The sequence below is a fragment of the Methylophaga pinxianii genome, assembly GCF_020447225.1.
GTDB lineage: Bacteria > Pseudomonadota > Gammaproteobacteria > Nitrosococcales > Methylophagaceae > Methylophaga > Methylophaga pinxianii.
This window is the reverse complement of the sequence record NZ_JAJAEO010000152.1, coordinates 1-22,479: the sequence shown is the minus strand read 5'-3', so window position 1 is coordinate 22,479 and position 22,479 is coordinate 1. Positions and strand designations below refer to the sequence as shown.

Genomic DNA, 22,479 nt, shown 5'->3' with positions numbered 1-22,479 from the left:
CCATATGTGCTGTTTTTGAAAGTTGCTATTACAGCAATTGAGGGCATCTAACTCATTTCTAAGGACATGTATGGCATTAATAGTGTTTATGTTAGTTATTTCATTAACTTAGCTGTATCGCTTTATCAAAAAGCGGTAATGTAGCTATAAAAAATAAGTACTAAATTAGTTGCTCAAAGAAGTACTCAATTACTTTTGCAAGCGGATATTGTTATCACCAGAAAGGAAAGACATAGATGACATTTGGAGAAGTGTATGAAAACTTATTCCTAACTAGAACTCTGTTCATTCAAATTTGGATGCTAAGTACGGTCTAAGAAAGACAGGCAAAGTGATTACCCATATCCAGTTTGAATTCAAAGCCAAGCCCGGCGCAATTACTGACAAAATGATTCGTGATGCTGCACGCCCTGGCGAGTCGAGTGAACAAGTGGCTGCTCGGCTGAAAATGGAACAAAAATCTGCAATAGAAAAGCAATCACTCCATCAGCCTCAAGAAAGAGAGGCTTCCTCTTCTCCTGTAAGCGTCGATGAGTATCGTAAACAGGCACTGGCCATAACAGGCAACAAACGAAAAATCCAAACCTCTCAGTAAATTTAGACTCAAACTTGCGTGATCCCAGATCCATGAGAACCTGAAATCAATTTAGATTGAGGGTATTCGATCATGGTCATCAGGCTGTCTGAGGAAGACGCTAAACGACTTGGGCTTATCGCCCAGAGGGACAGTGCGAACGTCAGAAAGAAACTTCCTGCAGGTTTTGGTAAAAAGCGATCAAAGACAAAATCACCTCAACGAGTACTGTTTGAGTGCTGTCAGGTGTACTGGCCAGAATGTGAATGGGAATTAAAAGGTGCAATCCCTGGAAGAAAGTTTCAGATAGATATTGCCTTTCCAGCTCATAAGCTTGCCATCGAACTGGATGGCCACACGGCCCATTCATTTAAAGATAAATTTCAACGTGACCGTGAACGCCAGAATCTACTGACACTCCATGGCTGGCGGATATTACGTTTTACTGCGAAAGATGTCAGTTCAAGACTTACGGAATCTCTGGGTATAATTCAGCAGTGCATAGATAGTTTTCAGAGTTAATCAAGGAGGAAGATATGTATTTGGTCAACGATCATGAAAATATGATATTCGATAGTGAGGACGATCGCTGCTTACTTATCAAAGCGATGGGACCAGATGGGAGAATTCACGCTTTCATTCAGTGTCTCGATGTCGGAAATATCCATAATCGGCTAAAAACTCCACACACTAAGAATTATTGGGGATTTTATAATGCTGATGAGCCAGAAAAGTCTATCTTGGAAATTATGCATCGCGGCGTAAAGTGGCCTGCATTGACTGAATAGCTTCTTATAGATGGCTATGAGAGTCGTCACTTTTACGGGGATCGCAGTAATTTGTACGACTTAGAGCATTGTTACGGGAATATTTAGGTTAATTTTACGACTTTTGTAGTGATCCAGGGCAATAATCTTACCTCTGAATTACATTTTCGTGATTTTAACGACCTTCAAAAAAAACGCCCCCTGGAAAACCAGAGAGCGTTATGTTTTGAGCTTCACTTACTTAATGTCTTTGTTGGATTTTAATGAGTGCAGCCTGCTTCACTTGTTCAGCAAAACTATTGGCAACGGATTCATCAAGAAAATCCTCAAGCCACATTTCAGTGCCATCTTTGAGTACCCAGTATGTTCCATAGAATTTTGGTGTATTCGAGACATAAACATGTCCGTCACACTCCTCTACCCCAGAGACATCCATTTGGCCAGACCAGCCGTAAGGGATACTGACCAGCTTCTCTTCGACGGTAACGGTTTGGCCTTGATCAGTGATAAATTGAGATTGAGTCATAATATGCTCCATTCATTTATTTGAGGGCCGCACCCCCGCGAGGGAATGGTTACCCTCCGGGTTAAAAAATTCTCAACAGCGTACTGCTGAGATGTTGAAGGATTAAACGAAAAAACCGTTATAAATCCCCATTAAGCTGGTAGCCGTAAACCCCACTTGCATCACTAGCAGTGCGAAATAACGATTACTTATTGAAAATCGGATAAAGAAAAGATTTGAAATTAAAAAGAACACAAACCCAAACTCTGATCCAGGTGCCTGCATGGCAACCAAAAAAGCGCCCAGCAGTCCAAAAATTGAACCGGCAAACTCGCACCAGGTCATTTCTTTTGTTAAATTGAGAATTGCTTGCATAAGCTCCCCCTGAAAATGGAAAACTAAATGGCAGAAAAAAAGAAAACTCTGAAAGTCATCCACGGCGGACGTGAAGATCTCGAAGTGCAAAAAGCAAACGAAATCTTAAAAGCGTTATTGGTGGATAAAGACAGAGATACTGCCTTTCAGATTGCAGAATCACTAAAGCCCCGTGGGGCTTTAGCTCTTACTGCAGATAAACAGCGGAAGTCTAAATAGAAACAAGAACTGGTTTAGCAGCTCTACGACGTTGCTCTTCAGCAATAGCCTCAATCGCAGCTTCAATTGTCTTTTTGCCAGCTGGTGTAGTCATACTGTCTGATAATAAAATCAGATCTTGCATGGTATCTTCCAACATTTGCTCAGACGATTCCTTAAAGCTTACTTCAAGAATATTGATTCTAGTCATGGTGTTACTCCTCAAATAAAAAAAAGGAGAACACTATGCCCATAAGGGAGTGTTCCCCTATGGGTGAATTATCTGCGTACAGATAATCAATTCAGTGACATCACCTGCTAACAGGTGAATAGTTGAGCGTCCACTTGGAGTGTTGGACGAGCACTTCATACCTGACTAATGAAAGTCAGGTACAAAAATCGTTATAGTGAATATAGTGCTTACTCTCATGCAAGTCAAAGCAAGACAGAGATCTAGTTCACAAGATAAAATCTTTTTCTTAGTTCCTATCGTTCTGAGTAACTGAATTTGTAGGGTTGTAGGTTTTCAGGACAGATACTCTTATAGATGGCATATAGGTTTTGGGGACAGCTCGCTAAGTTACTGTATATATTGGTAATTGGTTGTAGGTTTTGCGGATAATTACTGGGATCAGAGACATATAGGTTTTCAGGACACATCTATAAGTACCTGATTTTATAGTCTTTAGGTTATAGGTTTTGCGGACAATTCTCTTAGAACAAACTGTCATATGAGACTTGTATTGGCTATTTTGTTATTCAAAGCTGTTTTAGTTCTCAATTCTCGCTTAAGCTTCTGATCGAAAGGCAGTTAATATTGATTTTTTCTATGCATTCTTACCATATAGGTTTTCAGGACACTCTGCTAACTCACTGTTTATTATCAATATTGGTGGTAGGTTTTGCGGACAATTAATCGCATTGATGTAAGTTTTTGATAACCGATTTCTGTGGTTATAGGTTTTGGGGACATTTTGAATATCAAAAACTCCAAGAAGCTCTAACTTTATCAATGATAGGTTGTAGGTTTTCGGGACAATTGAGCGGTCGACAGTGGATGATTTTGCGCGAGGGTTATAGGTTTTCAGGACTGTTCAAAATCACACCTGATATAGGTTTTCGGGATTTTTGTTATAGGTTTTCAGGATTCGATTAGTTATCCACAGTGTTATGTAAAATAAAATGCCTTATTTTAAGCGTTTTGGTTATAGGTTCTTGGGATCAGCGTTGTAGGTTTTCAGGATATTGATTGGGAAAAGTTATAGGTTTCCGGGACAAGGTATGTTTAGAAAGCTTCAAAATGGGAGATGGTTATAGGTTTCCGGGACTTTTCGTGCTGTAACTTATTGAATAAGAATGTTTTATTTCTCTATCCTCTCCTCTATACCTCTTAATCTTTTATTGTAAGCTTAGAAATATGATGAAAGGGGTTGCGGTGTTTTTTTAATGTGTCATCATCCAGTGCTATATTTTTCGATAACGGATATCAGCTGAAATTCAGTCAAGGCCATTAGATGAGTGAACAAACTAAAAACAGCGCCCGCACAATACTTGACCAATTGAATGATTCCAATAGAGTTGTTCCAGGTTTACCAGAAAGAAATAAAAATCATGATCTTTTTGCAACTCTGCTTGGTCCCTCTGGTGACACTGAACAGCTCTCAAATCTACTGAGCTTTTGGGATTCAATTCCACGATATAGCGTTTCTAGACAAATTCAAGCTTCGATGAGAAGTGAATCCGGAACCCTTCCAATTCTCCGAAAAGAATTTCAATCCCCTGCAGGTGAAGAATGCGAAATGGAGTTAAAGCCTGCACGTATTGAGCTAAATGGTGAAGAAATAGACTTCTACCCATCAGAGACAGAAGAACTCATCGAAGACATTCTAAGAAAGATATTTCTTCAACAAAGTCACGGCATCCATGATTCAAACCGTGAAGAATCTTGGTGTAAGTTCTCAATTAACATGATTATCAAGGAACTCAAGACATTCAACAAAAAACGAAGTCTTGATGAGGTAAAACAAGCATTAGAAATAATGGAAAACTGTCGTCTAACAATTACAGTCAATGGCAAGCAAGCATACAGTTCCAATATTCTGTCAGATAAACTATTAGCGGATAGAGCTTCATACCTTCGAGATCCAAACGCATTGTCAGCTGTAAAGTTTTCCTCTCTAATCAGTCGAGCAATCAATAAATTCGATTATCGACAGTATAACTATGCAGATGCTATGAGCCTTAAACAACCACTAGCACGATGGTTATTCAAACGATTGGCAGATAGATTTATCAATGCAGGCCTGGATGCACCTGCATACAAAACAATCTTTTCACAAGTGGATAGAGATTCAGGTCTGATGCATCATAAACGGGTCACACGTCGTATTGAAAAACTTAAAGACGCTATTGAAGAACTGGTAGATCATAAGATACTTCGCACTTATGAGATGCAAGCAATTAAAGAAGACGGAAAAATTGCTGATGCAGTATTTATGCTTTATGCATCTGGTGGTTTCATTAGAGAAATGAAAGCAGCTAATGCCAGACAAAGAATAATCAGAGAAGAGGCGAAGAAGTTATCAATGAGATAAACCACTCCCCGAAGAGAGTGATCTCCCAACGGGTAGTGATTATTTAGTAAGCACCGTAGTACTTACCTCTTATGCTGCATTGTCCAACTCAGACAAGGTTACCTTTTCAGGCACTCCATTTTCATTAAACGTAACCTGCAGCTGTCGGCCTTGCAGTGAAAACTGACTAAGACCACTTGTGCGAAGCATGGAAAGCACCCCCATTTCCACTGATTGGTTCAGTGAATAGAGTAATGCCTGGAACTGTTCGATATCATAATTACAACCTGACTCATCAAATTGATCATTTGAGTCAATATAATTGCATATGATACGAATATTGCTTCCATTCAAAGCACCGCTTGGGATAAACATAAAGTCTTCATTAACTGCAAAGCAGTCATTTTGGACAGTTACCTCACCCATTGGTCCGTTTATGACCAGCGATTCACATGTTTGATAATCGAAACAGCCGTAGCCAGAATAATGACCTTCCTTTCCGGGCTTATTTACCGTTATAGTCAGATCTTCATCTTCAATTTCAAACAACCATTCATGTATCCAATGGTCTTTGTGTAGCATGGACAGCGAGCCCATATCAGCGCACAACACCTCACGGTGATAGGCGTACTGATGCGGTCTGAAGTAGTCATAACCATGATCGTTATTAAAAAACACGATCTTCTGGCCAATCGACTCCAGTTTTTGCCTTGTCATTCCATTTATCGATGAGGTGTAGTCATATCTGCTGTATGAATCATTCTCAGGCAAAGATGACACTGTAAATAAAACCCCATCTGGCAGGACATCCATATCATTGAGCAGATCCAAACACTCCCACGATTTTAGGGCGCGCTGGAACTTACTGGCAAACATGGCTGGTTCCAATATACCTTTCAGCTCAATAAACTTTTTTCGCCACAGCTCTTTTAAAACTGTTTCGATTTTTCCGCTCTGAACTGCCTGATCTATCAGAACATCTCTGTCCGGCATCCGCACATCAAATTGCAACTCATCAAGATGGATAATGTTACCAGGGCAATCCCGATTCGATATTTCCCGTCCCCAGATGCTATCCACTGGCAACCCTTGATAAAACAAATACGTTACATCCGTACCGTAGTCCCTGTAATAGAGGCCTGACTTGCCAATGAGCGTGTCATCGTCAAAGTCAGACAATGCACAGAAACCAATCGACGTTTCAATGAACTCAACTTCGCCTTTATCAAGACTGTATGGACGATCCAGTTCTGCGCCGTCATAAAAGACCGGAATTGAAAACCCTTTGGCCAGACGCTTTAATAAAAGCTCAATCCGGCTGGCATTGTTTTCATCGCTGATTTCGTAGCCATACAGTGCGATTCTGGTACCTGATGTCACATCGCTCTGAAACACAGATATTTCAAGACCATTCAAAATGTCCTGTGTATATGCTTCAAAGCCATAGCCATTCGATTCCACTCGCAGCCGATCACAGTAGTAAAGCATTGAGAAGCTGCCCATACCGAAGGCACCTTCTTTCTGAATTACTTCTTCTGACCAGCCTGAACCTGCCAAAGTCAGAAAATCAGCTAAATCACGAATTCCCTGGCCATCATCAACAATGAGCAGCGCGTCTTCATCCAAATACGAAAACTCTACTTTGCTTGCACCTGCCCGGCGGGCATTTTGCATCGCTTCAGAGAGTACGCAGCCAGGTGAAGTAAACGCATTTTTCAGCTTGCTGATAATGCTTTCATTGGTTTGCACTTTGATTACTTGGTTTTGCATGATGGATCTCCTAAATACAAATAAAAAAGGGAGATCCACCAACCCCTTTGAGGGAATGATAAATCCCCCAGAGGGTGAAACCTGCCTTAACTGCGTACAGCAAAGACGTTGAGGCCGGTTTTGGTGAGTCCGGCTGACTCTTCAAGACAACAAATTTGTTGCCAAGAATCTGGTATTCCGAAACACTCGCCCGAGGGAGTGCTTTGGAATACCCTCTCAATCGAGAGAGTATTCAAAGGCTGATGAATCATCAACCCCTCTTATCACGGCTTAATCGTGTAGTCCGGCTTTAACTGCTTCCGAACGATGATGCAGAAATAAATAGTCATCAATTGCTTCTCTCTCATCACCAATTCGGATGTGAAATAACGCGCTATCAATAGCATTGACTGCATCGTGATGTGGATAATATGGAATTTCCACACTCGTTCTGGCCCAGTAATCGCCAAAGTCCGAAAATAACTCGCGGCCTTCAACTGTCGAACCATGCATTAACGCACTTTCAAATCGCTCGAAATACGCTTTATCAACCTTCGCTTTAGCAACCGCCTTTTCAAGCAGTTCAACAGCATCAGGTTTTCTTGTTGCTGTCAGGTAATGACGAAGCTTATCAAGCGTAACATCCAGTGTGTACGGCGTTCTGGCTTTTCGCAGCGCCATGATAGTCATGTTATCTGACGCTCTTGGTGCTCCAAACACGGGTGAATTTTGCATGCTGTTCTCCTCAAAATAAAAAAAGGGAACAACCGCCCATACGGGAAGAAGCTCCCCGCTGGGTATAGGACTTCCAAACAGCGCACTGCTTGGACATTGAGGCCGGTTTTGATAAGTCCGGCTGACTTTTCAGGACAACAATAAAATGATGTCAAGAATTCGGTATTCCGAAACACCTGGTTAGATGTTTTGGAATACCCCCTTCTTAAAGAAGGGAGTATTTAGAACCAATTAGTGATCAGCTCCTCTTATCTCGGCCTGTCCGAGTTGTCTGGCGTTCATACGAAACAACATACCATCGGGCTGTCTGTTGACATACCAGCCACGACGACTACCGGCAGGTCTATCTAACCGATAATCAGTTCCATCATACTGAACAACCATTCCGGCTTCATAGCTACGTTTAGCCTTCTGTCGTTTGCTTTTGTGATAAGACACTACTCGCTTACGCCATTGGGCATCATAACTATCCGGGTCTGGCTCACTGGCTTCTTTCAAAAATGAAATCGGACAGTTCACTTCGACCGGGCCACACGAAGCAGTCAGGTCTTTATAGCCCCAACCATCCTCACGGCCACTTTGCATCATATCAAGACCAATCCAGATTTCTCCGGTCGTTTTCTGTTTGGCCAAGTACCAGTGGTTGTTACCCACTACACTGGACTTTAAGAGTTCTTGATTTTCGCCAAAGCGATATGAATCAGTAAGATACTCGACCAATTGTTTTTTTGAACGCCATTGCGTTGAATAGCTCCATCCCATGACTGCTTCTCCAATAATAAAAAAAGGGGAAGCAGCCGTCCCCCATAAGGGAAGGTTACTTCCCCTATGGGTTTTTGAGATTCCAAACAGCGTACTGCTTGGACATTGAGGCCGGTTTTAAATAAGTCCGGCTGACTTATCAAATAGATAGTTTTTGGCTATCTACTGGATATCTATTCCGAAACGTACTCTGTGAATACGCTTTGGAATACCCCTGTTGCCAGGGGTAATGTTCTACCAGTCGTGCTGGTCTAACTCTGGGATGGCCTCGGCATCTGAATCCAGTTCAATCATTTCAAAATTATTGTTAAATGCGAACTCAATAACTTTGCAGAGTGAAGGACTGTAATCTCCTCGGAGGTTTCCTGCCAAATCGTTCATATACAGCTTAATAAAGAAGCCGGATTCACGCTCCATCACCATATTGGTCTGAAACGCTGCAATGCGTAATGCATTGATATCGGCCTGCTCAATATGAGAAGTACTTAAAGCGATTACTTGATAGGTTTCCATGTCAAAAATACCTCTTAATTTAAGAAGGATCGACACCCCATACGGAGATATCGATCCCCGTGTGGGTTTGGAAAGCCATTTATGTCTGGCTAATGTAGGCAAAAAAGCTGAGAAAAGTCCTTTTTAGCCCCTTTCGTGATTTAAGCCTGGTGATATACTCAATTACATGAATAAACCCAACAGACTTCAATTAGTGCATTCAACTAATAAACAATTACTTTCTGACGATCTCATCAGGGCGATTGTGCTGGCCAAAGATGACGCTTTAGCAGAAAGCATCATTAGGAAAATCAAATACCGGGCCTTTCTAAAACCGGTAAATCAATAATCTGTCCAAAGTCAAACTCACAATTATTTACGAACACTTTTGAAACATTCCGGCGTATAAGAAAGACGACCTGCTTCTTCTAACGATAAACGCTGTGCAGTTACAACGTTCGCATGTGGACGCCTTGCCATCTCAACCGACTTACCGAAGGCTTCATAACAATGGTCTGGTGCCACCAGCGTCTCGCCGGTTAAAAGCAATAATCGAATTCCATTTGCTGCAATGTCCGTGACGTTTTTCTTTGTCTCAGTGTCAACTTTCAGTATCGGTGCCCATTCATAGGCAATAATATCTTTAACATCAATCTCGATGTTTTGTTCTAGCTCATCTTCGGCAATATAGCCAAGCAAACTTTTACCAAACATCTCCGATGCAAAATCTAACTCAGGAAAAACATCAATCTTGATACATCCCATAATGAAAACTCCATAATATTAGGGATGATCTCAACCCCAGTTGGGTGAATATCACCCCTGGGGTTAAATCGCTTAACGTTCTAAGGTTAAGCATCTGTGTTCGGTTTTATGAGTCCGAATTCTCTTCAAGATAACAACAATGTGTTATCAGGAATCTGGTATTCCGAAGCCTCCAGTAGAAGCTTTGGAATACCCCCTCAGTGAGAGAGTATTTCGCATTACAGCAAACTGTACTGCTCGTATCCTTATTGAACATTGCCGGCATTCACCAATGAATCCATATATGCATCCTCTGCTGATGCAGACATTTCTGAATTACAGGCTGGACATGAATGATAATCATGCTCAGATGCAACCATTGAAAAGTGACATCCGTTACGGCAAAAGACCGCAACTCGCTTTGGTTGCTCAAACAAAAATGGAAGTGCTTGGCTTTTAACTTGACGTTGATTTGATAAGGTAGACATATGCTCTCCTAAAAATTAGGGGATACAGCCGATCCCAGTAGGGATAGGAACATCCCCGCCTGGGTTAGTGGTCAATATGACCAGTGTTATCGGCTATGCCGTTTTAATCTCGAATGATGAAATAGAATCTAAGAAATCATGACCAGTATGGTCAGCAACTATCGCAGGCATTGCATTCAACTAATTAAACGGGAATGCATTGCCCCACTGGGGATATGCATCCCCGTGTGGGTAAATTAATTATCTACGACATTGCTGCCAATACGGTGAGGTATCTGTTGTTATTTCGTTGATCTTTTGATGAGCGCATGCAGCGTCCATCGCTTTGGCAAAATTCATTGCCTGATCATTAAATACAACTAAGTGTTTGCCCCAGCTGGTTTTGATTCTCACACCATCAACAATGTCTTGCTTGTTGTCAGTGGTAAAAGGACGAGTGGTATAGATTTTTATACACTCAAATGCTGCAACAGAATTTGAATGAATGGAAAACTTACCAGGCTTGTCGTTTTGAGCATCAACACGAGCATCCAGATTTTTACCGAAATCGGCGTCGTTAAATTCAATTTCTTGAAAATGTTCGATGACTACGCATCCCATAGGTATTACTCCTAAAAAGTGAAGTTAAATAGAAACCATGGGATACATTTATCCCCGACGGGAATAGACATAGCCCGTGGGGTAGTGAGGAATCAGCGTGCTGATTCTCAAGATAGTGCCAGCTTGGAGTGTGGCATAACTCTTCAATGCAACCGAAGGTTACAAGGATGTGGCCAGATTAATCGGGAGACACTTTGCTGTCAAACAAATACTGTGATGCAGTTCTAGGTTTGGGCATCCCCATACTATTACTTATCCCTTTTCAGCGCCTCAGCTTTGTCTACCCGAAGTTGATAGTAGGTACCAAAGAAGCTTTCGGTGAGTAAATAAGCAAAACCCAGCATGGTGGTTTCAATTAAAAAACCCCGGTCAAAAGTGCCCATCAACACCCACAAAAGGCTCATCGCATACCAGCGAATCCGTTTCATATCGTGAAAAAGAATTAGGCCTGCAACGAGGTAAATCCCAAAAGCAGCTGCCGGTGAAGTGACCATATCATTTACAAAATTAAACACACATTTCTCCTGTTTTATACCAAGAATGGCACAGAATTGAATTCACGCAACCCCTCCTAGAAATGCGGCCTCCGGGCTAGTTGCGTGATTTTAGATCTGTGGTTTGATGGTTTTGTCGTTTTGACACAAACCATTTAACCAGGAGCAATAACAATGTCACTCACAATTTTAGAAACAGCAGCCCAACGTGAACCGGTATCCCAAAACCAATACCGTGTTTTTTTCCGAGTACAGCATGGTGCTGGAGCCACCGGCGTCCGGGCAATTGATGTCGCCGTCGCATCATCACAAGAAGAGCCCTACAAACTGGCAGAGCTGCTGGCCATTAAATATTTGTTGCTACATACAACGCATGCTGGAATGAATCGAACCGGCAAAAGCCTGCAGCTGAATGTATCTTCTGGTGCTATCCGAAAAACCCAGAAATTGCAGACCACCAATACCGATATGCATCTCAATGGACGTTTTCTTCAGACTCGATTCGCAGAGGCCACCATTAAAGTGGCCAGAAGAACGGATTGGGTAACCGAGTTCACAGGTAAAGTCGTCGAAATAAAACCTGAAGATTGTTTGGACCCGCCAATTAAAACGCATATTGGTGATATTCACCTGACCCGACATGCTGTCGAACGTTTTTGTGAGCGGATGGCTATCAGCTCGATTGACCGTGCCTGGCGTCGGCTTTCAAAATTACTGACCTCATCAAGCTGGCAGGTAAAAAAGCCGCAACGTCCTCTTCGTAATGGAAAACCAAACCGGACCACAGAAACCTGGGCGTTAATTCGAGATAATGCGCCGGCAAACGATATCGTCAAAGTTCGTAACCCGCGTGTCAGTCGTTTAGTGACAGTGATTGTATGAACAATAAAATGAAGATGAAAAGATTAATGAATAAAATCATATTATCGCTATTCGCTGGGTTACTCATCTTGGTCTAAGCACTGGCAGATCCAGAATCATTTGAACAAGCAAGAGCTGAGCTTCGTGATCATGTTTATCATGACCAGAATCGTAATGGATCATTAGGAACACTCTATTGTAGCTGTGACTTGGACTGCCGAGGTCGACCACGTGGTGCTGTTGACGCCAAAAGTGTGGGTACCAAGTCAGAAAACAGAAGCTTCGTGTTGAACGCAATGAGTTCGAGCACATATTAAGTAGACTTAGCAACATGCTATCTATTCATAATTAGCTGCTTTAGTTGAAAATATGAATACATAACACTTTCTGAATTTCTATAGCTCAAGATCTTTCAGCCAATACATTTCTCTCGCCTTAGTATTAGCGAATTATAGTGCCTTAGTTTTGTTTATAGATCCGGAGACCCCGAGCATAAGATCTCATACACTATTCAAAATCATCACAAACTTTGTGTTTGTTACATAAAAACAGTGACAGACTCTCACAGACCCAGCAGAGAACTTTTAATTTTGCTAATCTTTTGGGAACTAAGTTATTATGTTGTTAACTAAGACATCAGAATCCATTAATAAAATTAACGAATGTCAGTAAAATTAATTATCAACATGCTCATCTTTATGATTGTGATGCAATCAGGCATAGTTGCGGCTGACATTCATACATATGATTCCAAGACATCACAAGAACATCAGCTTGTTCTTGATGATTCCAATGCAATTCAACAAGCGAACAATGCGTCTTCGCATGATGCACAAAGTACTGGCGATTGTGATTTTTGTATGCATTGTCAGTGTTCACATTTTATCGCCATCTTTAATATTGATGGAATTAATGTTGCTGCTATTCCATACAATTATTTCAACCTCCACCCTAGATCGCCAAAACCTGACTTTACAGTCAGTATGTACCGCCCTCCGAGATCTTGAACTGCTGATGTTTTTGCGGACTTAACGTAAGTCCGTTGTTTGCAGTTAAACAGGATCTAATTTCATGAAAATACACTTTGATCGCACTACAAATGTGCGTGCGCCTGCTATCCGTGCATTGCTTTGTTCGATGCTGGTTGCCTTTTCTGTCTCACCGGTTATTGCCGATAACATTCAACAAACGAAAACGTTGAGTTTAAACGAGGCCATGCAACAAACACTGGCGCAACATCCGGCATTACAGGTTTTTCCAATTCGACAGCAACAACTTGAAGCCCAGAAAAAAACGGCCAATCTCAAACCGGCATATGTTGTTGGTGCTGAGATTGAAAATTTCGCTGGCACTAGAGAACTAAGCGGTATCAAGTCACTGGAAACCACGGTCACTCTCTCCTCTGTCGTTGAACTGGGTGATAAAAGATTGTCCCGTGTTGAACTGGTGGAACAACAAAGTGATGTTGTCCGTGTTGATCGCAAAATAAAAGCGTTGGACTTGCTAGGTCAGGTAACACGACAATTTATTAAAGTGCTCAATAGCCAGGAGCGTGTAAAGCTAGCCGAGACGGGGCTGGAACTGGCGCAAACAACATTAACAGAAGTTAATAAACGTGTAGGTGCTGCCGTCGCGGCTGAAGCAGATTTGGGCCGCGCCGAAGCTTCTGTTAATCAGGCTGAACTGATATTGGCTGCCGAAAAACGTCAGCTGGAAGCCAACAAAGTGGTACTCGCTAATTTGTGGGGGAGTTATCAACCTAATTTTGAGACCGCCACAGGCTCATTGTTTGCCTTTAGCGAGGCCATGTCATTTGAAGCCTTATTTAATCAGGCCCAGCAAAATCCGCAACTGGAACGTTTCGCTGCAGAAACGCGGGTTCGTGATGCACAAGTACGTCTTGCCAGAACTCAGCAAGTTGCAGATCTGACCTGGTCAGTTGGGATCAGGCGAGATGAAGGACTGAATGATTCGGCGTTAGTTGCTGGTGTGTCAATGCCTTTGTTCAGTCGTCAGCGAGCGCAAGCTGATATTGAATCAGCATTGGCCGCGCGTAATGAAGTCAGCTATCGCCGTCAGGATATGCTATTGCAACTTCATGCTCAGCTTTATCGGGCCTATTCCGGGCGTGAACAAGCAATTGCAAGTATTTCCAAGTTGCAACAACAGATTATCCCCAAACTCACTAAAAGTCTGGAGCAAACGCAAACTGGTTATCAACGGGGACTCTACAGTTATCTGGAATTTCTTACCGTCAGACAAGACCTGCTAGGTGCCAGACGTAGTGTCATTGAGGCTGCAACGGCTGCATTGCTATACCAGACAGAAATCGAACAACTCACCGCCGAACCGCTAACAGCTGCAGAGTAAGCAATATGAATCAGGACAAATCTATGTTTAATAAATCACATTTCGTTTTTTTACCCATGCGCAGCCTACTATCAGTAGCAGCGCTAATATTGCTCATCATGTCACCTGCCATTGCTGAAGATGGTCATGCGCATGAGGCACAGCAATCAGATCAACAAGCGCAAGCCCAGCCAGCAGAATCAAATGAGCAGCATGATCATGAGACATCGCATGATAAAGATAACCATGATGAATTGATGCCTAAAGAGGATGAACATGATCATAGCGTTGAATCAAACCACGCGGAAGATGGACATGACCACGACGCAACGCATGATAAAGAAAGTCATGGTGATTCGATGCCAAAAGAGGATGAACATGATCATAGCGCTGAATCAAAACCCGAAGAAGAAGGGCATGCTCACGCTGAGGATGAAGGTAGTGAGCATATAGAAATGGATGCCGATATGGCTCAAGAACACGGTGTGTTAACTGCAGAAGTTACTGCCGGGCAAATATCTGTCACATCCAAACTCTACGGGAGAGTGGTCTTATCACCTGATGAGATAAGTCAAGTCAGCGCACGTTTTCCGGGTCAAATCACCCGCGTTAATGTGAATTTCGGTGATTCGGTCAAAAAGGGTCAGCTATTAGCCAGTGTTGAGTCAAACAACAGCTTACAAAGTTATAACGTCACCGCGCCCATCTCAGGTGTCATTACAGCAAAAGATGCCAATACCGGCGAAGTCGCGGCAGATCAAAATCTTTTTACCATCACCAATACCCAATCACTTTGGGCTGAACTCAAAGTCTTTCCCGGACAGGCCATGAAGATAAAACCCGGTCAGAAAGTACGTCTGTTACATAACAACACATTTTATGAATCGACGATAAAGCAACTGCTGCCAAGCAAAGATAATGCCCCTTATCGGATTGCCCGCGTCGCACTTGATAATCAGCAGCAAGTCTGGTTTCCAGGGTTGCTCGTTGAGGCTGATGCCATTACCGAGCAAACACAAGTCAATCTCAGAATTCCCAACAGTGCCATACAACAGTTTGAAGGCGAGTCCGTAGCTTTTGTGAAAGTAGGCAAGCAATATCAAGTCAGGCCCTTGCAACTTGGTATTAATGACGGTCAATACAGTGAGGTTATATCCGGACTCCGGCAGGGCGATGACATCGTCGTTGAAAATAGCTATCTGATTAAAGCTGATCTGGAAAAAGCCGGCGCAGCTCACGCTCACTGATTTAGGGAACTGACATGATTAATACTATTTTAAGTCTCTCAATCGAGAGACGGGGCCTAATGTTGTCAATGATATTTCTTATCATTGGTCTTGGAATTTGGAGCTATCAGAAACTGCCGATTGATGCCGTTCCGGACATCACTAATGTTCAAGTTCAGATCAATACCAAGGCGCCCGGATATTCTCCGCTGGAATCTGAACAACGCATCACTTATCCAATCGAGAGAGCGATAGCCGGATTACCGGATCTTGATTACACCCGCTCAATCTCTCGTTATGGATTATCACAAGTCACCGTGGTGTTTGAAGAAGGCACCGATCTGTATTTTGCGCGTAACCTTATTAATAACCGTCTGGCCGTTATAAAAGGCTCACTGCCGCAAGGTATCGAACCGGAAATGGGACCTATCGCGACCGGGCTGGGCGAAATTGTCATGTACACAATTACCGCAAAACCCGATGCAAAACAAACTGATGGCAGCCCCTATGATGCGACTGAACTTCGGGTGCTTCAGGACTGGGTGATTCAACCTCGGCTGGAGCGGGTAAAAGGTGTCACAGAAGTCAATGTTAACGGCGGTTATGAAAAGCAATTTCATGTTCAGCCGGATCCGGCGAAATTACTGAATTTTGGCGTGTCTCTCAGTGATCTGAAACAGGCGTTGATGCAAAACAATGATAATCGGGGCGCCGGTTATATTGAACGATATGGTCAGCAGATCCTAGTTCGATCGCCGGGACAACTTAAATCCATCGATGATATTCGTCAGGTAGTAGTGAAAAATATTGATGACCGACCAGTGTTAGTCAAAGATGTGGCCGACGTTGTGATCGGTAAGCCGCTACGCAGTGGTGCGGGTACCCGTGATGGTAAAGAGACGGTTGTCGGCACCGTCATGATGTTGTTTGGTGAAAACTCACGCGAAGTTGCCTCTTCGGTTACACGTGAAATGGCGGAGATTCAATCTTCATTACCGGAAGGCGTCATATTGGAAGCGGTATATGACCGTACCACCCTAGTCGATAAAGCCGTCGCCACGGTTCAAAAAAATCTGGTTGAAGGGGCTTTGTTGGTTATCGTGGTATTGTTTTTGTTGTTGGGCAATATTCGCGCGGCTTTAATAACTGCTGCAGTTATACCCCTATCAATGCTGGCAACGATTACCGGCATGGTACAGGCCGGTATTTCTGCCAATCTGATGAGTATGGGTGCACTTGATTTTGGCCTGATTGTCGATGGTGCGGTGATTATCGTTGAGAACTCTATCAGACGATTATCAATGGCACAAAAGCAATATGGTGGTGTGCTGCCGGTTAAAGAACGCTTAAACGTAGTCTATGAGGCTACGAATGAAGTGATACGTCCCAGCCTGTTTGGCGTCATGATTATTACCATTGTGTATATCCCGTTATTCACATTGACAGGTGTTGAAGGCAAGATGTTTGACCCCATGGCTGCCACCGTGGTGATCGCTTTACTATCTGCCATGGTCTTTACGCTTACGATAGTACCGGCTGCCGTCGCCATGTTTATGAGTGGACGGGTCACTGAAAAAGAGAGTTTTATCATCAGTGGTGCCAAGTGGATTTACCGGCCAGTTTTGCTGCTCAGTCTAAAGCTGCGCTGGCTGTTGATTCTGTTTGCAGCCTTGCTGGTTGCGCTGTCAATTAACATGGCCAGCAAAATGGGGTCAGAATTTATCCCCCAACTAAATGAAGGCGATATTGCCTTACATGCACTGCGAACCATCGGTACCAGTCTAGAGCAATCCGTCAAAATGCAGGAACAGCTGGAACAACGGCTAAAAACTTTTCCGCAGGTGGATAAGGTTATTGCCAAAATCGGGACGCCGGAGGTAGCAACCGATCCAATGCCACCTAATGTAGCCGATACATTCCTTATACTTAAGCCAAGAAATGAATGGCCGGATCCGGAATTACCCAAGAGCGAACTCCTTGCTGAAATTGAAGCAGCAGTCACGCAATTACCCGGTAACAACTATGAGTTTACTCAACCCATTGAAATGCGCTTTAACGAGTTAATTTCAGGCGTTCGTGCGGACTTGGGTATTAAAGTTTTCGGCGATGATTTGGACTTGATTAAGCAGAACGCTGAGGCAGTTCTGGCTGTGATTCAGGAGATCCCCGGCGCTGCAGATGCCCGGCTGGAGCAAGTCGATGATATGCCCATGCTGACCATTGAACCCAAACGCATGGCCATGTCACGTTATGGACTTAATGTCGATGATTTACAAAACATGTTATCCACCGCCGTTGGCGGTGGCGAAGTTGGCCTGATCTATGATGGCGATCGGCGCTTTGATCTGGTGGTGCGGTTGCCTGAAGAAATTCGACAAGACATACCCGCCTTATCGAATCTGCCCGTGAGTTTGCCTAATGGCGATTACGTCCCTTTATCCGAAGTCGCAACCATCGAATTAACACAAGCGCCGAGTCAGATTTCCAGAGAAAACGCCAAACGGCGCGTGGTGGTCACCAGCAATGTCAGAGGACGTGATCTGGGTTCTTTTGTAGAAGAAGCTCAACAGCGTATTGCTGAGCAAGTGCAATTACCACCCGGTTATTGGATTGAATATGGTGGTACTTACGAGCAACTACAATCAGCCAGTCACCGACTGTCGATTGTGGTGCCGGTTACGTTGTTCATTATCTTGGGCCTGCTGATTACTTTGTTTGGCTCATTTCGAGATGCAGCAATTATCTTCACTGGGGTGCCCCTTGCATTAACTGGTGGTGTTTTGGCGCTCTGGTTGCGAGATATGCCGCTATCTATTTCCGCAGGGGTTGGTTTTATTGCGCTCTCGGGCGTGGCGGTATTAAACGGTCTCGTAATGTTGTCATTTATCAGGGATTACTGGCATCGGCACGGCGATCTGCACAAAGCAATCGTTGATGGTGCAATGACCCGGTTACGGCCTGTATTGATGACGGCTCTGGTAGCAAGTCTCGGTTTTGTGCCGATGGCACTCAATACCGGCACAGGGGCGGAGGTGCAAAGACCGCTGGCAACGGTAGTCATTGGTGGCATTATTTCGTCAACTTTACTCACCCTAGTGGTACTGCCCGCACTTTACCGCATAGTTCATGGCCGTGAAAAATCAAGATAAAACATGGCGGCCTTTTTGGCCGCCAATTTTTCTTGAGTTTATCTATACAACGAATTCAGAAAAGGAATATCTATATGCATACACATCATCAAGAAGGGGGGACTTCTGGTAATCGGATCGCAACGGCTTTTTTTCTAAATGTCAGTTTTACCATAATTGAATTTATCGGTGGCTGGCTGACAAATAGCACGGCAATTATGGCTGATGCTGTTCACGATCTTGGAGATAGTCTGTCTATTGGCAGTGCCTGGTTTTTAAACCGTGCTGGCAATAAGTCTGCTGATTCTGTATTTACCTATGGTTATCGGCGCCTGTCTCTTTTTGGCGCTTTGATTAATGGCTTGGTGTTAATCGCTGGCTCAATATGGGTGTTAACTCAAGCGGTACCACGTTTGGCCGATCCGGTGATGCCGGTTACCGAAGGCATGCTGGCATTGGCTTTATTGGGCGTTACTGTTAATGGTTTTGCGGCTTATCGGCTGAGCAAAGGGACTTCTCTTAATGAAAAAATACTCAACTGGCATTTATTAGAAGATGTATTAGGTTGGCTGGCTGTTTTGATCATTTCTATCATTCTGCAGTTTGCCGACTGGCCGATTTTAGATCCGCTTTTATCCATTGGTTTTACACTATTCATCTTATTTAATGTTGTTCGCAATTTGTGGGTGACCGGTAAATTGTTTTTTCAGGCAGTGCCCGATAAAGCGCTGCATGATGAGATCAAAAAATCTCTTGTCAGCATTGAGGGTGTCAATGAGGTACATCATTTACATCTCTGGTCACTTGATGGTGAACACCATGTCCTTACTGCACATCTGACACTTGATAACGATATTGTCTCTTCTGAAAATTACATGGCTATGAAACAAACGGTTGCCGAGATTTTATCTCAATATGATCTTGAGCACACTACGATAGAGCTTGAACTGAATCAGGAGCGTTGCAGAGATTTTAGTGACCCTGAAACAACATCTCAATAACATTTTACGCAAATAAAAAAATGACAATTATTAATATCCAACCAAAAAAGTTCACTGGTTTCAAACGTGTGCTCTGGGCGACTTTTTATTCATATAAAGGGTTTCATTCTGCGCTGCGTCATGAAGTTGCTTTTCGTCAGGAATTTATTGCATTCGTCTTATTATTGCCGGTTGTGTTCTGGGTAGACTTTACTGCTATAGAGCGGTTTATGTTGATAGTCAGCATGGTTGCTGTGATGGTCGTCGAGTTGATCAATTCAGCAATTGAATCGACGCTGGATAGAATCAGCTTAGAACATCACTTATTAACTGGGCGGGCCAAAGATTATGGATCACTGGCTGTTTTACTTACCCTTATTATGTCAATCGCAGCATGGACATTATTACTATGGCCCAGATTATTTTGAATTCAAACGAAAAAAATATGATCACAAAATCAACCTCAATGCTAGGACCTTACCGCATTTTATTTCAGGTTCTGTTTATTGGGCTTCTTATTCTCTCGCTATCAAGATTAGGGCTTGTTCTATGGCAGTGGGATCGGGTATCGGCAGCAATTGGTCTGACATCTATATTTATTCAGGGCTTCAGAGCCGACCTCATTATTATGGGCATGCTTATTGCACCACTGATGTTATTGATGCCGCTACTGGTTAATAAACTTACTTGGCAATTATGGCAAAAGCTAGTGTGGCTCTGGAGTTTAATGATCATTATGTTGATCGTTTTTATGGAGTCTGCCACACCGGCATTTATTGTTCAGTATGATTTGCGTCCGAACAGACTATTTGTCGAATACCTGCAATATCCAAAAGAAGTTTTCTCAACCTTGTGGGAAGGTTTTCGTCTTCCACTCATTCTCGGCGTTGTTTTCACTATATTAGCTGGTTGGTTCACAAATCGATTGTTACAGTATTGGTTAAAACAATATCAATTGGATTGGCCAATTTGGCGTATATGGCTAACTTGGCCGCTGATGGTTCTCATCTTCGTAGTCATGATCCGATCTACTTTTTCGCATCGTCCAGCTAATCCGGCCATGTTTGCAATCAGCTCGGATGCTATGGTCAATAGCCTAATCATTAACTCAACTTGGTCAGTGTATTTTGCTATCTACAATATGAAGCATGAAGCAGAAGCCGGAGAAGTCTATGGTTCGCTGACTGATGCACAAATCATGCAGGAAATGAGCGAGAACTATCCCTGGCTTGATAATGATCCAGATGCACCATTTCCTACTCTCAATAAACGGCCAGCGACAGTTGAAAGAGATAAACCACTTAATCTGGTTATCATTCTTGAAGAAAGCTTGGGTGCCACTTTTGTCAAGTCTTTGGGTGGGGAGTATTCCGTAACACCAGAACTGGAAAAACTGAAAAATGCGGGTTGGTGGTTTGAACAACTTTACGCAACCGGTACGCGTTCAGTAAGAGGAATTGAAGCCACGATAACGGGTTTTTTGCCCTCGCCCGCAAGAAGCGTAGTAAAGCTTTCTTTATCACAACAGAATTTTTTCACTGTTGCAGATTTATTGGGTCAACGTGGCTACAAAACGGAATTTATTTATGGCGGGCAATCTCACTTCGATAACATGGCTAACTTCTTTATTGGCAATGGCTTTCAATCTATCATTGACCAAAATGATTACGTTGATCCACTCTTCGTTGGCAGTTGGGGGGTCTCAGATGAAGATCTATTCAATATGGCGCATCAACGGATCGTTCAAGCGAACCTGAGTAATCAACCGTACTTTAGTTTAGTTTTCACCTCCAGCAACCATTCGCCATACGAATTCCCCGATGGCAAGATCGATCTGCATTCGGCCGAGAAACAAACTGATTTGAATGCTGTTAAATATGCAGATTATGCTTTGGGGCAGTTCTTTAACACAGCTATGAAAAGCGATTATTGGGACAATACACTCTTTTTGGTGATTGCCGATCATGATTTAAATGTTTATGGAAATGCACTTGTGCCGATAGAACGTTTTCAAATCCCAGGCCTCATTTTAGGGGCTGATATAAAACCAAAACGTATTAAGACGGTGGCGAGCCAGATTGATATGGCGCCTACTTTACTGTCACTGATGGGTATTAGCGCTGAGACACCAATGATAGGCAGAGATTTGAGCCGACCAGCCGAGCAGCAGTCATCCGGCAGGGCAATGATGCAATTTGCCGATTATTTTGCCCTGTTGCAAGGTGAGAAGGTGACCATTTTACGCCCTCAAAAGGAAGCTCTGGCTGGGCAGTATGTTCTCAAAAAGCGTCAACTAGAGCTCAAAGGTCCGGCAAATAGAGAGGATGCTAACGAAGCATTAGCACATGTATTACTACCTTCTTGGCTGTACCGTCAGCAACGTTACGATATGCCTGTTGGGCAACCGTCAAATAAAAATTAGCATTTCTCATCCTATTATGCAGTTATTGATTGGCCGCATTACAGATAAGGATTTCTATGTTATTAATGTTGTTATATTAATCATGATATTGAGTATTTACTTATTATTGATCCCTTTTTGCACGATTTAAATTAGTTCTATGTTTGGGTAATTTATTCTCATCCACACATGAAGTTTGGAAATTTAAAACCATGACTAGATTAATTTATTACGTAGAATCAAATCTCGTTTGGTTTGTCATTATTGTGGCTTGGATTGGTATTACCTGAGGCGGGTAAATATTTCCAACCACTAATTGGGCTATTACTTGCTGCATTAATGTTTATTATCAGCCGACTTTTGATGCCCATGCCGTGCGATTAGTGCTTCGTAAACCTTCAAGGCAATTTTTAGCGCTGATTCTAGTCTACGGCCCAATGTCGCTTGCCGGACTACTGACCGGCCGATTTTTTTTTTT

The 22,479-nt window shown here is 42.9% G+C and carries 24 protein-coding genes; 14 read left to right on the top strand and 10 right to left on the bottom strand.

Annotated elements, in window-relative coordinates; translation table 11 throughout:
• Positions 1–331: 331 nt before the first annotated feature.
• The 3 genes from LGT40_RS04210 to LGT40_RS04200 all read left to right on the top strand — a co-directional run bounded on the left by LGT40_RS04210 (position 332) and on the right by LGT40_RS04200 (position 1,362).
• Entirely contained in the window at positions 332–595 is a 264-nt protein-coding gene (locus LGT40_RS04210; RefSeq protein ID WP_226069834.1) for a hypothetical protein, read from the top strand.
• A gap of 72 nt (positions 596–667) precedes the next feature.
• Positions 668–1,096: a PDDEXK-like endonuclease domain-containing protein gene (locus LGT40_RS04205; protein ID WP_226069833.1), complete on the top strand. Its 429-nt coding sequence runs from the start codon at positions 668–670 to the stop codon at positions 1,094–1,096.
• 14 nt (positions 1,097–1,110) lie between these two features.
• Positions 1,111–1,362 (top strand): hypothetical protein, encoded by a 252-nt coding sequence (locus LGT40_RS04200; protein ID WP_226069832.1) that lies wholly within the window; start codon positions 1,111–1,113, stop codon positions 1,360–1,362.
• A 220-nt stretch (positions 1,363–1,582) separates the two neighbouring features.
• Here LGT40_RS04200 and LGT40_RS04195 read toward each other — a convergent pair whose 3' ends face one another.
• Both LGT40_RS04195 and LGT40_RS04190 read right to left on the bottom strand, forming a co-directional pair.
• Positions 1,583–1,867, bottom strand: coding sequence for a hypothetical protein (locus LGT40_RS04195; protein WP_226069831.1), 285 nt, complete (start codon positions 1,865–1,867; stop codon positions 1,583–1,585).
• A gap of 102 nt (positions 1,868–1,969) precedes the next feature.
• Positions 1,970–2,221 carry a hypothetical protein gene (locus LGT40_RS04190; RefSeq protein ID WP_226069830.1) on the bottom strand — a complete coding sequence of 84 codons (252 nt, stop codon included), beginning with the start codon at positions 2,219–2,221 and terminating at the stop codon, positions 1,970–1,972.
• Positions 2,222–2,248: 27 nt separating this feature from the next.
• Between LGT40_RS04190 and LGT40_RS04185 the strand changes: the two genes are divergently transcribed.
• Positions 2,249–2,440: a hypothetical protein gene (locus LGT40_RS04185; RefSeq protein ID WP_226069829.1), complete on the top strand. Its 192-nt coding sequence runs from the start codon at positions 2,249–2,251 to the stop codon at positions 2,438–2,440.
• Here LGT40_RS04185 and LGT40_RS04180 read toward each other — a convergent pair.
• Positions 2,433–2,630 carry a hypothetical protein gene (locus LGT40_RS04180; protein WP_226069828.1) on the bottom strand — a complete coding sequence of 66 codons (198 nt, stop codon included), beginning with the start codon at positions 2,628–2,630 and terminating at the stop codon, positions 2,433–2,435. The two genes, LGT40_RS04185 and LGT40_RS04180, sit on opposite strands and share 8 nt — an antisense overlap.
• A 1,303-nt stretch (positions 2,631–3,933) precedes the next feature.
• Between LGT40_RS04180 and LGT40_RS04175 the strand changes: the two genes are divergently transcribed.
• Positions 3,934–5,013, top strand: a complete 1,080-nt coding sequence (locus LGT40_RS04175; RefSeq protein ID WP_226069827.1) for a hypothetical protein — start codon at positions 3,934–3,936, stop codon at positions 5,011–5,013.
• 69 nt (positions 5,014–5,082) lie between these two features.
• Here LGT40_RS04175 and LGT40_RS04170 read toward each other — a convergent pair whose 3' ends face one another.
• From LGT40_RS04170 to LGT40_RS04150, 5 genes are all read right to left on the bottom strand, one after another.
• Complete coding sequence (locus LGT40_RS04170) at positions 5,083–6,762, bottom strand: hypothetical protein (RefSeq protein ID WP_226069826.1); 1,680 nt, start codon at positions 6,760–6,762, stop codon at positions 5,083–5,085.
• Between the two features lie 270 nt (positions 6,763–7,032).
• Positions 7,033–7,476, bottom strand: coding sequence for a hypothetical protein (locus LGT40_RS04165; RefSeq protein ID WP_226069825.1), 444 nt, complete (start codon positions 7,474–7,476; stop codon positions 7,033–7,035).
• A gap of 231 nt (positions 7,477–7,707) precedes the next feature.
• Positions 7,708–8,238, bottom strand: a complete 531-nt coding sequence (locus LGT40_RS04160; RefSeq protein WP_226069824.1) for a hypothetical protein — start codon at positions 8,236–8,238, stop codon at positions 7,708–7,710.
• A gap of 234 nt (positions 8,239–8,472) precedes the next feature.
• Positions 8,473–8,751: a DUF5983 family protein gene (locus LGT40_RS04155; RefSeq protein ID WP_226069823.1), complete on the bottom strand. Its 279-nt coding sequence runs from the start codon at positions 8,749–8,751 to the stop codon at positions 8,473–8,475.
• Between the two features lie 351 nt (positions 8,752–9,102).
• On the bottom strand, positions 9,103–9,495 hold the full coding sequence (locus LGT40_RS04150; RefSeq protein ID WP_226069822.1) for a hypothetical protein: 393 nt from the start codon (positions 9,493–9,495) through the stop codon (positions 9,103–9,105).
• Between the two features lie 139 nt (positions 9,496–9,634).
• On the opposite strand from LGT40_RS04150, the gene LGT40_RS04145 reads away from it, so the two are divergent.
• The gene (locus LGT40_RS04145; protein ID WP_226069821.1) at positions 9,635–9,934 is read left to right on the top strand and encodes a hypothetical protein; all 300 of its coding nucleotides are present in this window, start codon (positions 9,635–9,637) and stop codon (positions 9,932–9,934) included.
• 268 nt (positions 9,935–10,202) lie between these two features.
• Here the strand turns inward: LGT40_RS04145 and LGT40_RS04140 are convergent, their stop codons facing one another.
• Complete coding sequence (locus tag LGT40_RS04140) at positions 10,203–10,562, bottom strand: hypothetical protein (protein WP_226069820.1); 360 nt, start codon at positions 10,560–10,562, stop codon at positions 10,203–10,205.
• A 248-nt stretch (positions 10,563–10,810) separates the two neighbouring features.
• Positions 10,811–11,077, bottom strand: coding sequence for a hypothetical protein (locus LGT40_RS04135; RefSeq protein ID WP_226069819.1), 267 nt, complete (start codon positions 11,075–11,077; stop codon positions 10,811–10,813).
• 153 nt (positions 11,078–11,230) lie between these two features.
• Here LGT40_RS04135 and LGT40_RS04130 point away from each other — a divergent pair, with 153 nt between their 5' ends.
• From LGT40_RS04130 to LGT40_RS04095, 8 genes are all read left to right on the top strand, one after another.
• Positions 11,231–11,938, top strand: a complete 708-nt coding sequence (locus tag LGT40_RS04130) for a hypothetical protein (protein ID WP_226069818.1) — start codon at positions 11,231–11,233, stop codon at positions 11,936–11,938.
• A gap of 641 nt (positions 11,939–12,579) precedes the next feature.
• Positions 12,580–12,924, top strand: a complete 345-nt coding sequence (locus LGT40_RS04125; protein ID WP_226069817.1) for a hypothetical protein — start codon at positions 12,580–12,582, stop codon at positions 12,922–12,924.
• A gap of 64 nt (positions 12,925–12,988) precedes the next feature.
• Entirely contained in the window at positions 12,989–14,287 is a 1,299-nt protein-coding gene (locus LGT40_RS04120; RefSeq protein WP_226069816.1) for a TolC family protein, read from the top strand.
• Positions 14,288–14,310: 23 nt separating this feature from the next.
• Positions 14,311–15,513: an efflux RND transporter periplasmic adaptor subunit gene (locus LGT40_RS04115; RefSeq protein WP_226069815.1), complete on the top strand. Its 1,203-nt coding sequence runs from the start codon at positions 14,311–14,313 to the stop codon at positions 15,511–15,513.
• Between the two features lie 14 nt (positions 15,514–15,527).
• Positions 15,528–18,641 carry an efflux RND transporter permease subunit gene (locus tag LGT40_RS04110; RefSeq protein WP_226069814.1) on the top strand — a complete coding sequence of 1,038 codons (3,114 nt, stop codon included), beginning with the start codon at positions 15,528–15,530 and terminating at the stop codon, positions 18,639–18,641.
• Positions 18,642–18,715: 74 nt separating this feature from the next.
• Positions 18,716–19,621 carry a cation diffusion facilitator family transporter gene (locus tag LGT40_RS04105; RefSeq protein ID WP_226069813.1) on the top strand — a complete coding sequence of 302 codons (906 nt, stop codon included), beginning with the start codon at positions 18,716–18,718 and terminating at the stop codon, positions 19,619–19,621.
• A 20-nt stretch (positions 19,622–19,641) separates the two neighbouring features.
• Complete coding sequence (locus tag LGT40_RS04100; RefSeq protein WP_226069812.1) at positions 19,642–20,028, top strand: diacylglycerol kinase; 387 nt, start codon at positions 19,642–19,644, stop codon at positions 20,026–20,028.
• Between the two features lie 17 nt (positions 20,029–20,045).
• Positions 20,046–22,022 (top strand): LTA synthase family protein, encoded by a 1,977-nt coding sequence (locus tag LGT40_RS04095; RefSeq protein ID WP_226069811.1) that lies wholly within the window; start codon positions 20,046–20,048, stop codon positions 22,020–22,022.
• Positions 22,023–22,479: the final 457 nt, after the last annotated feature.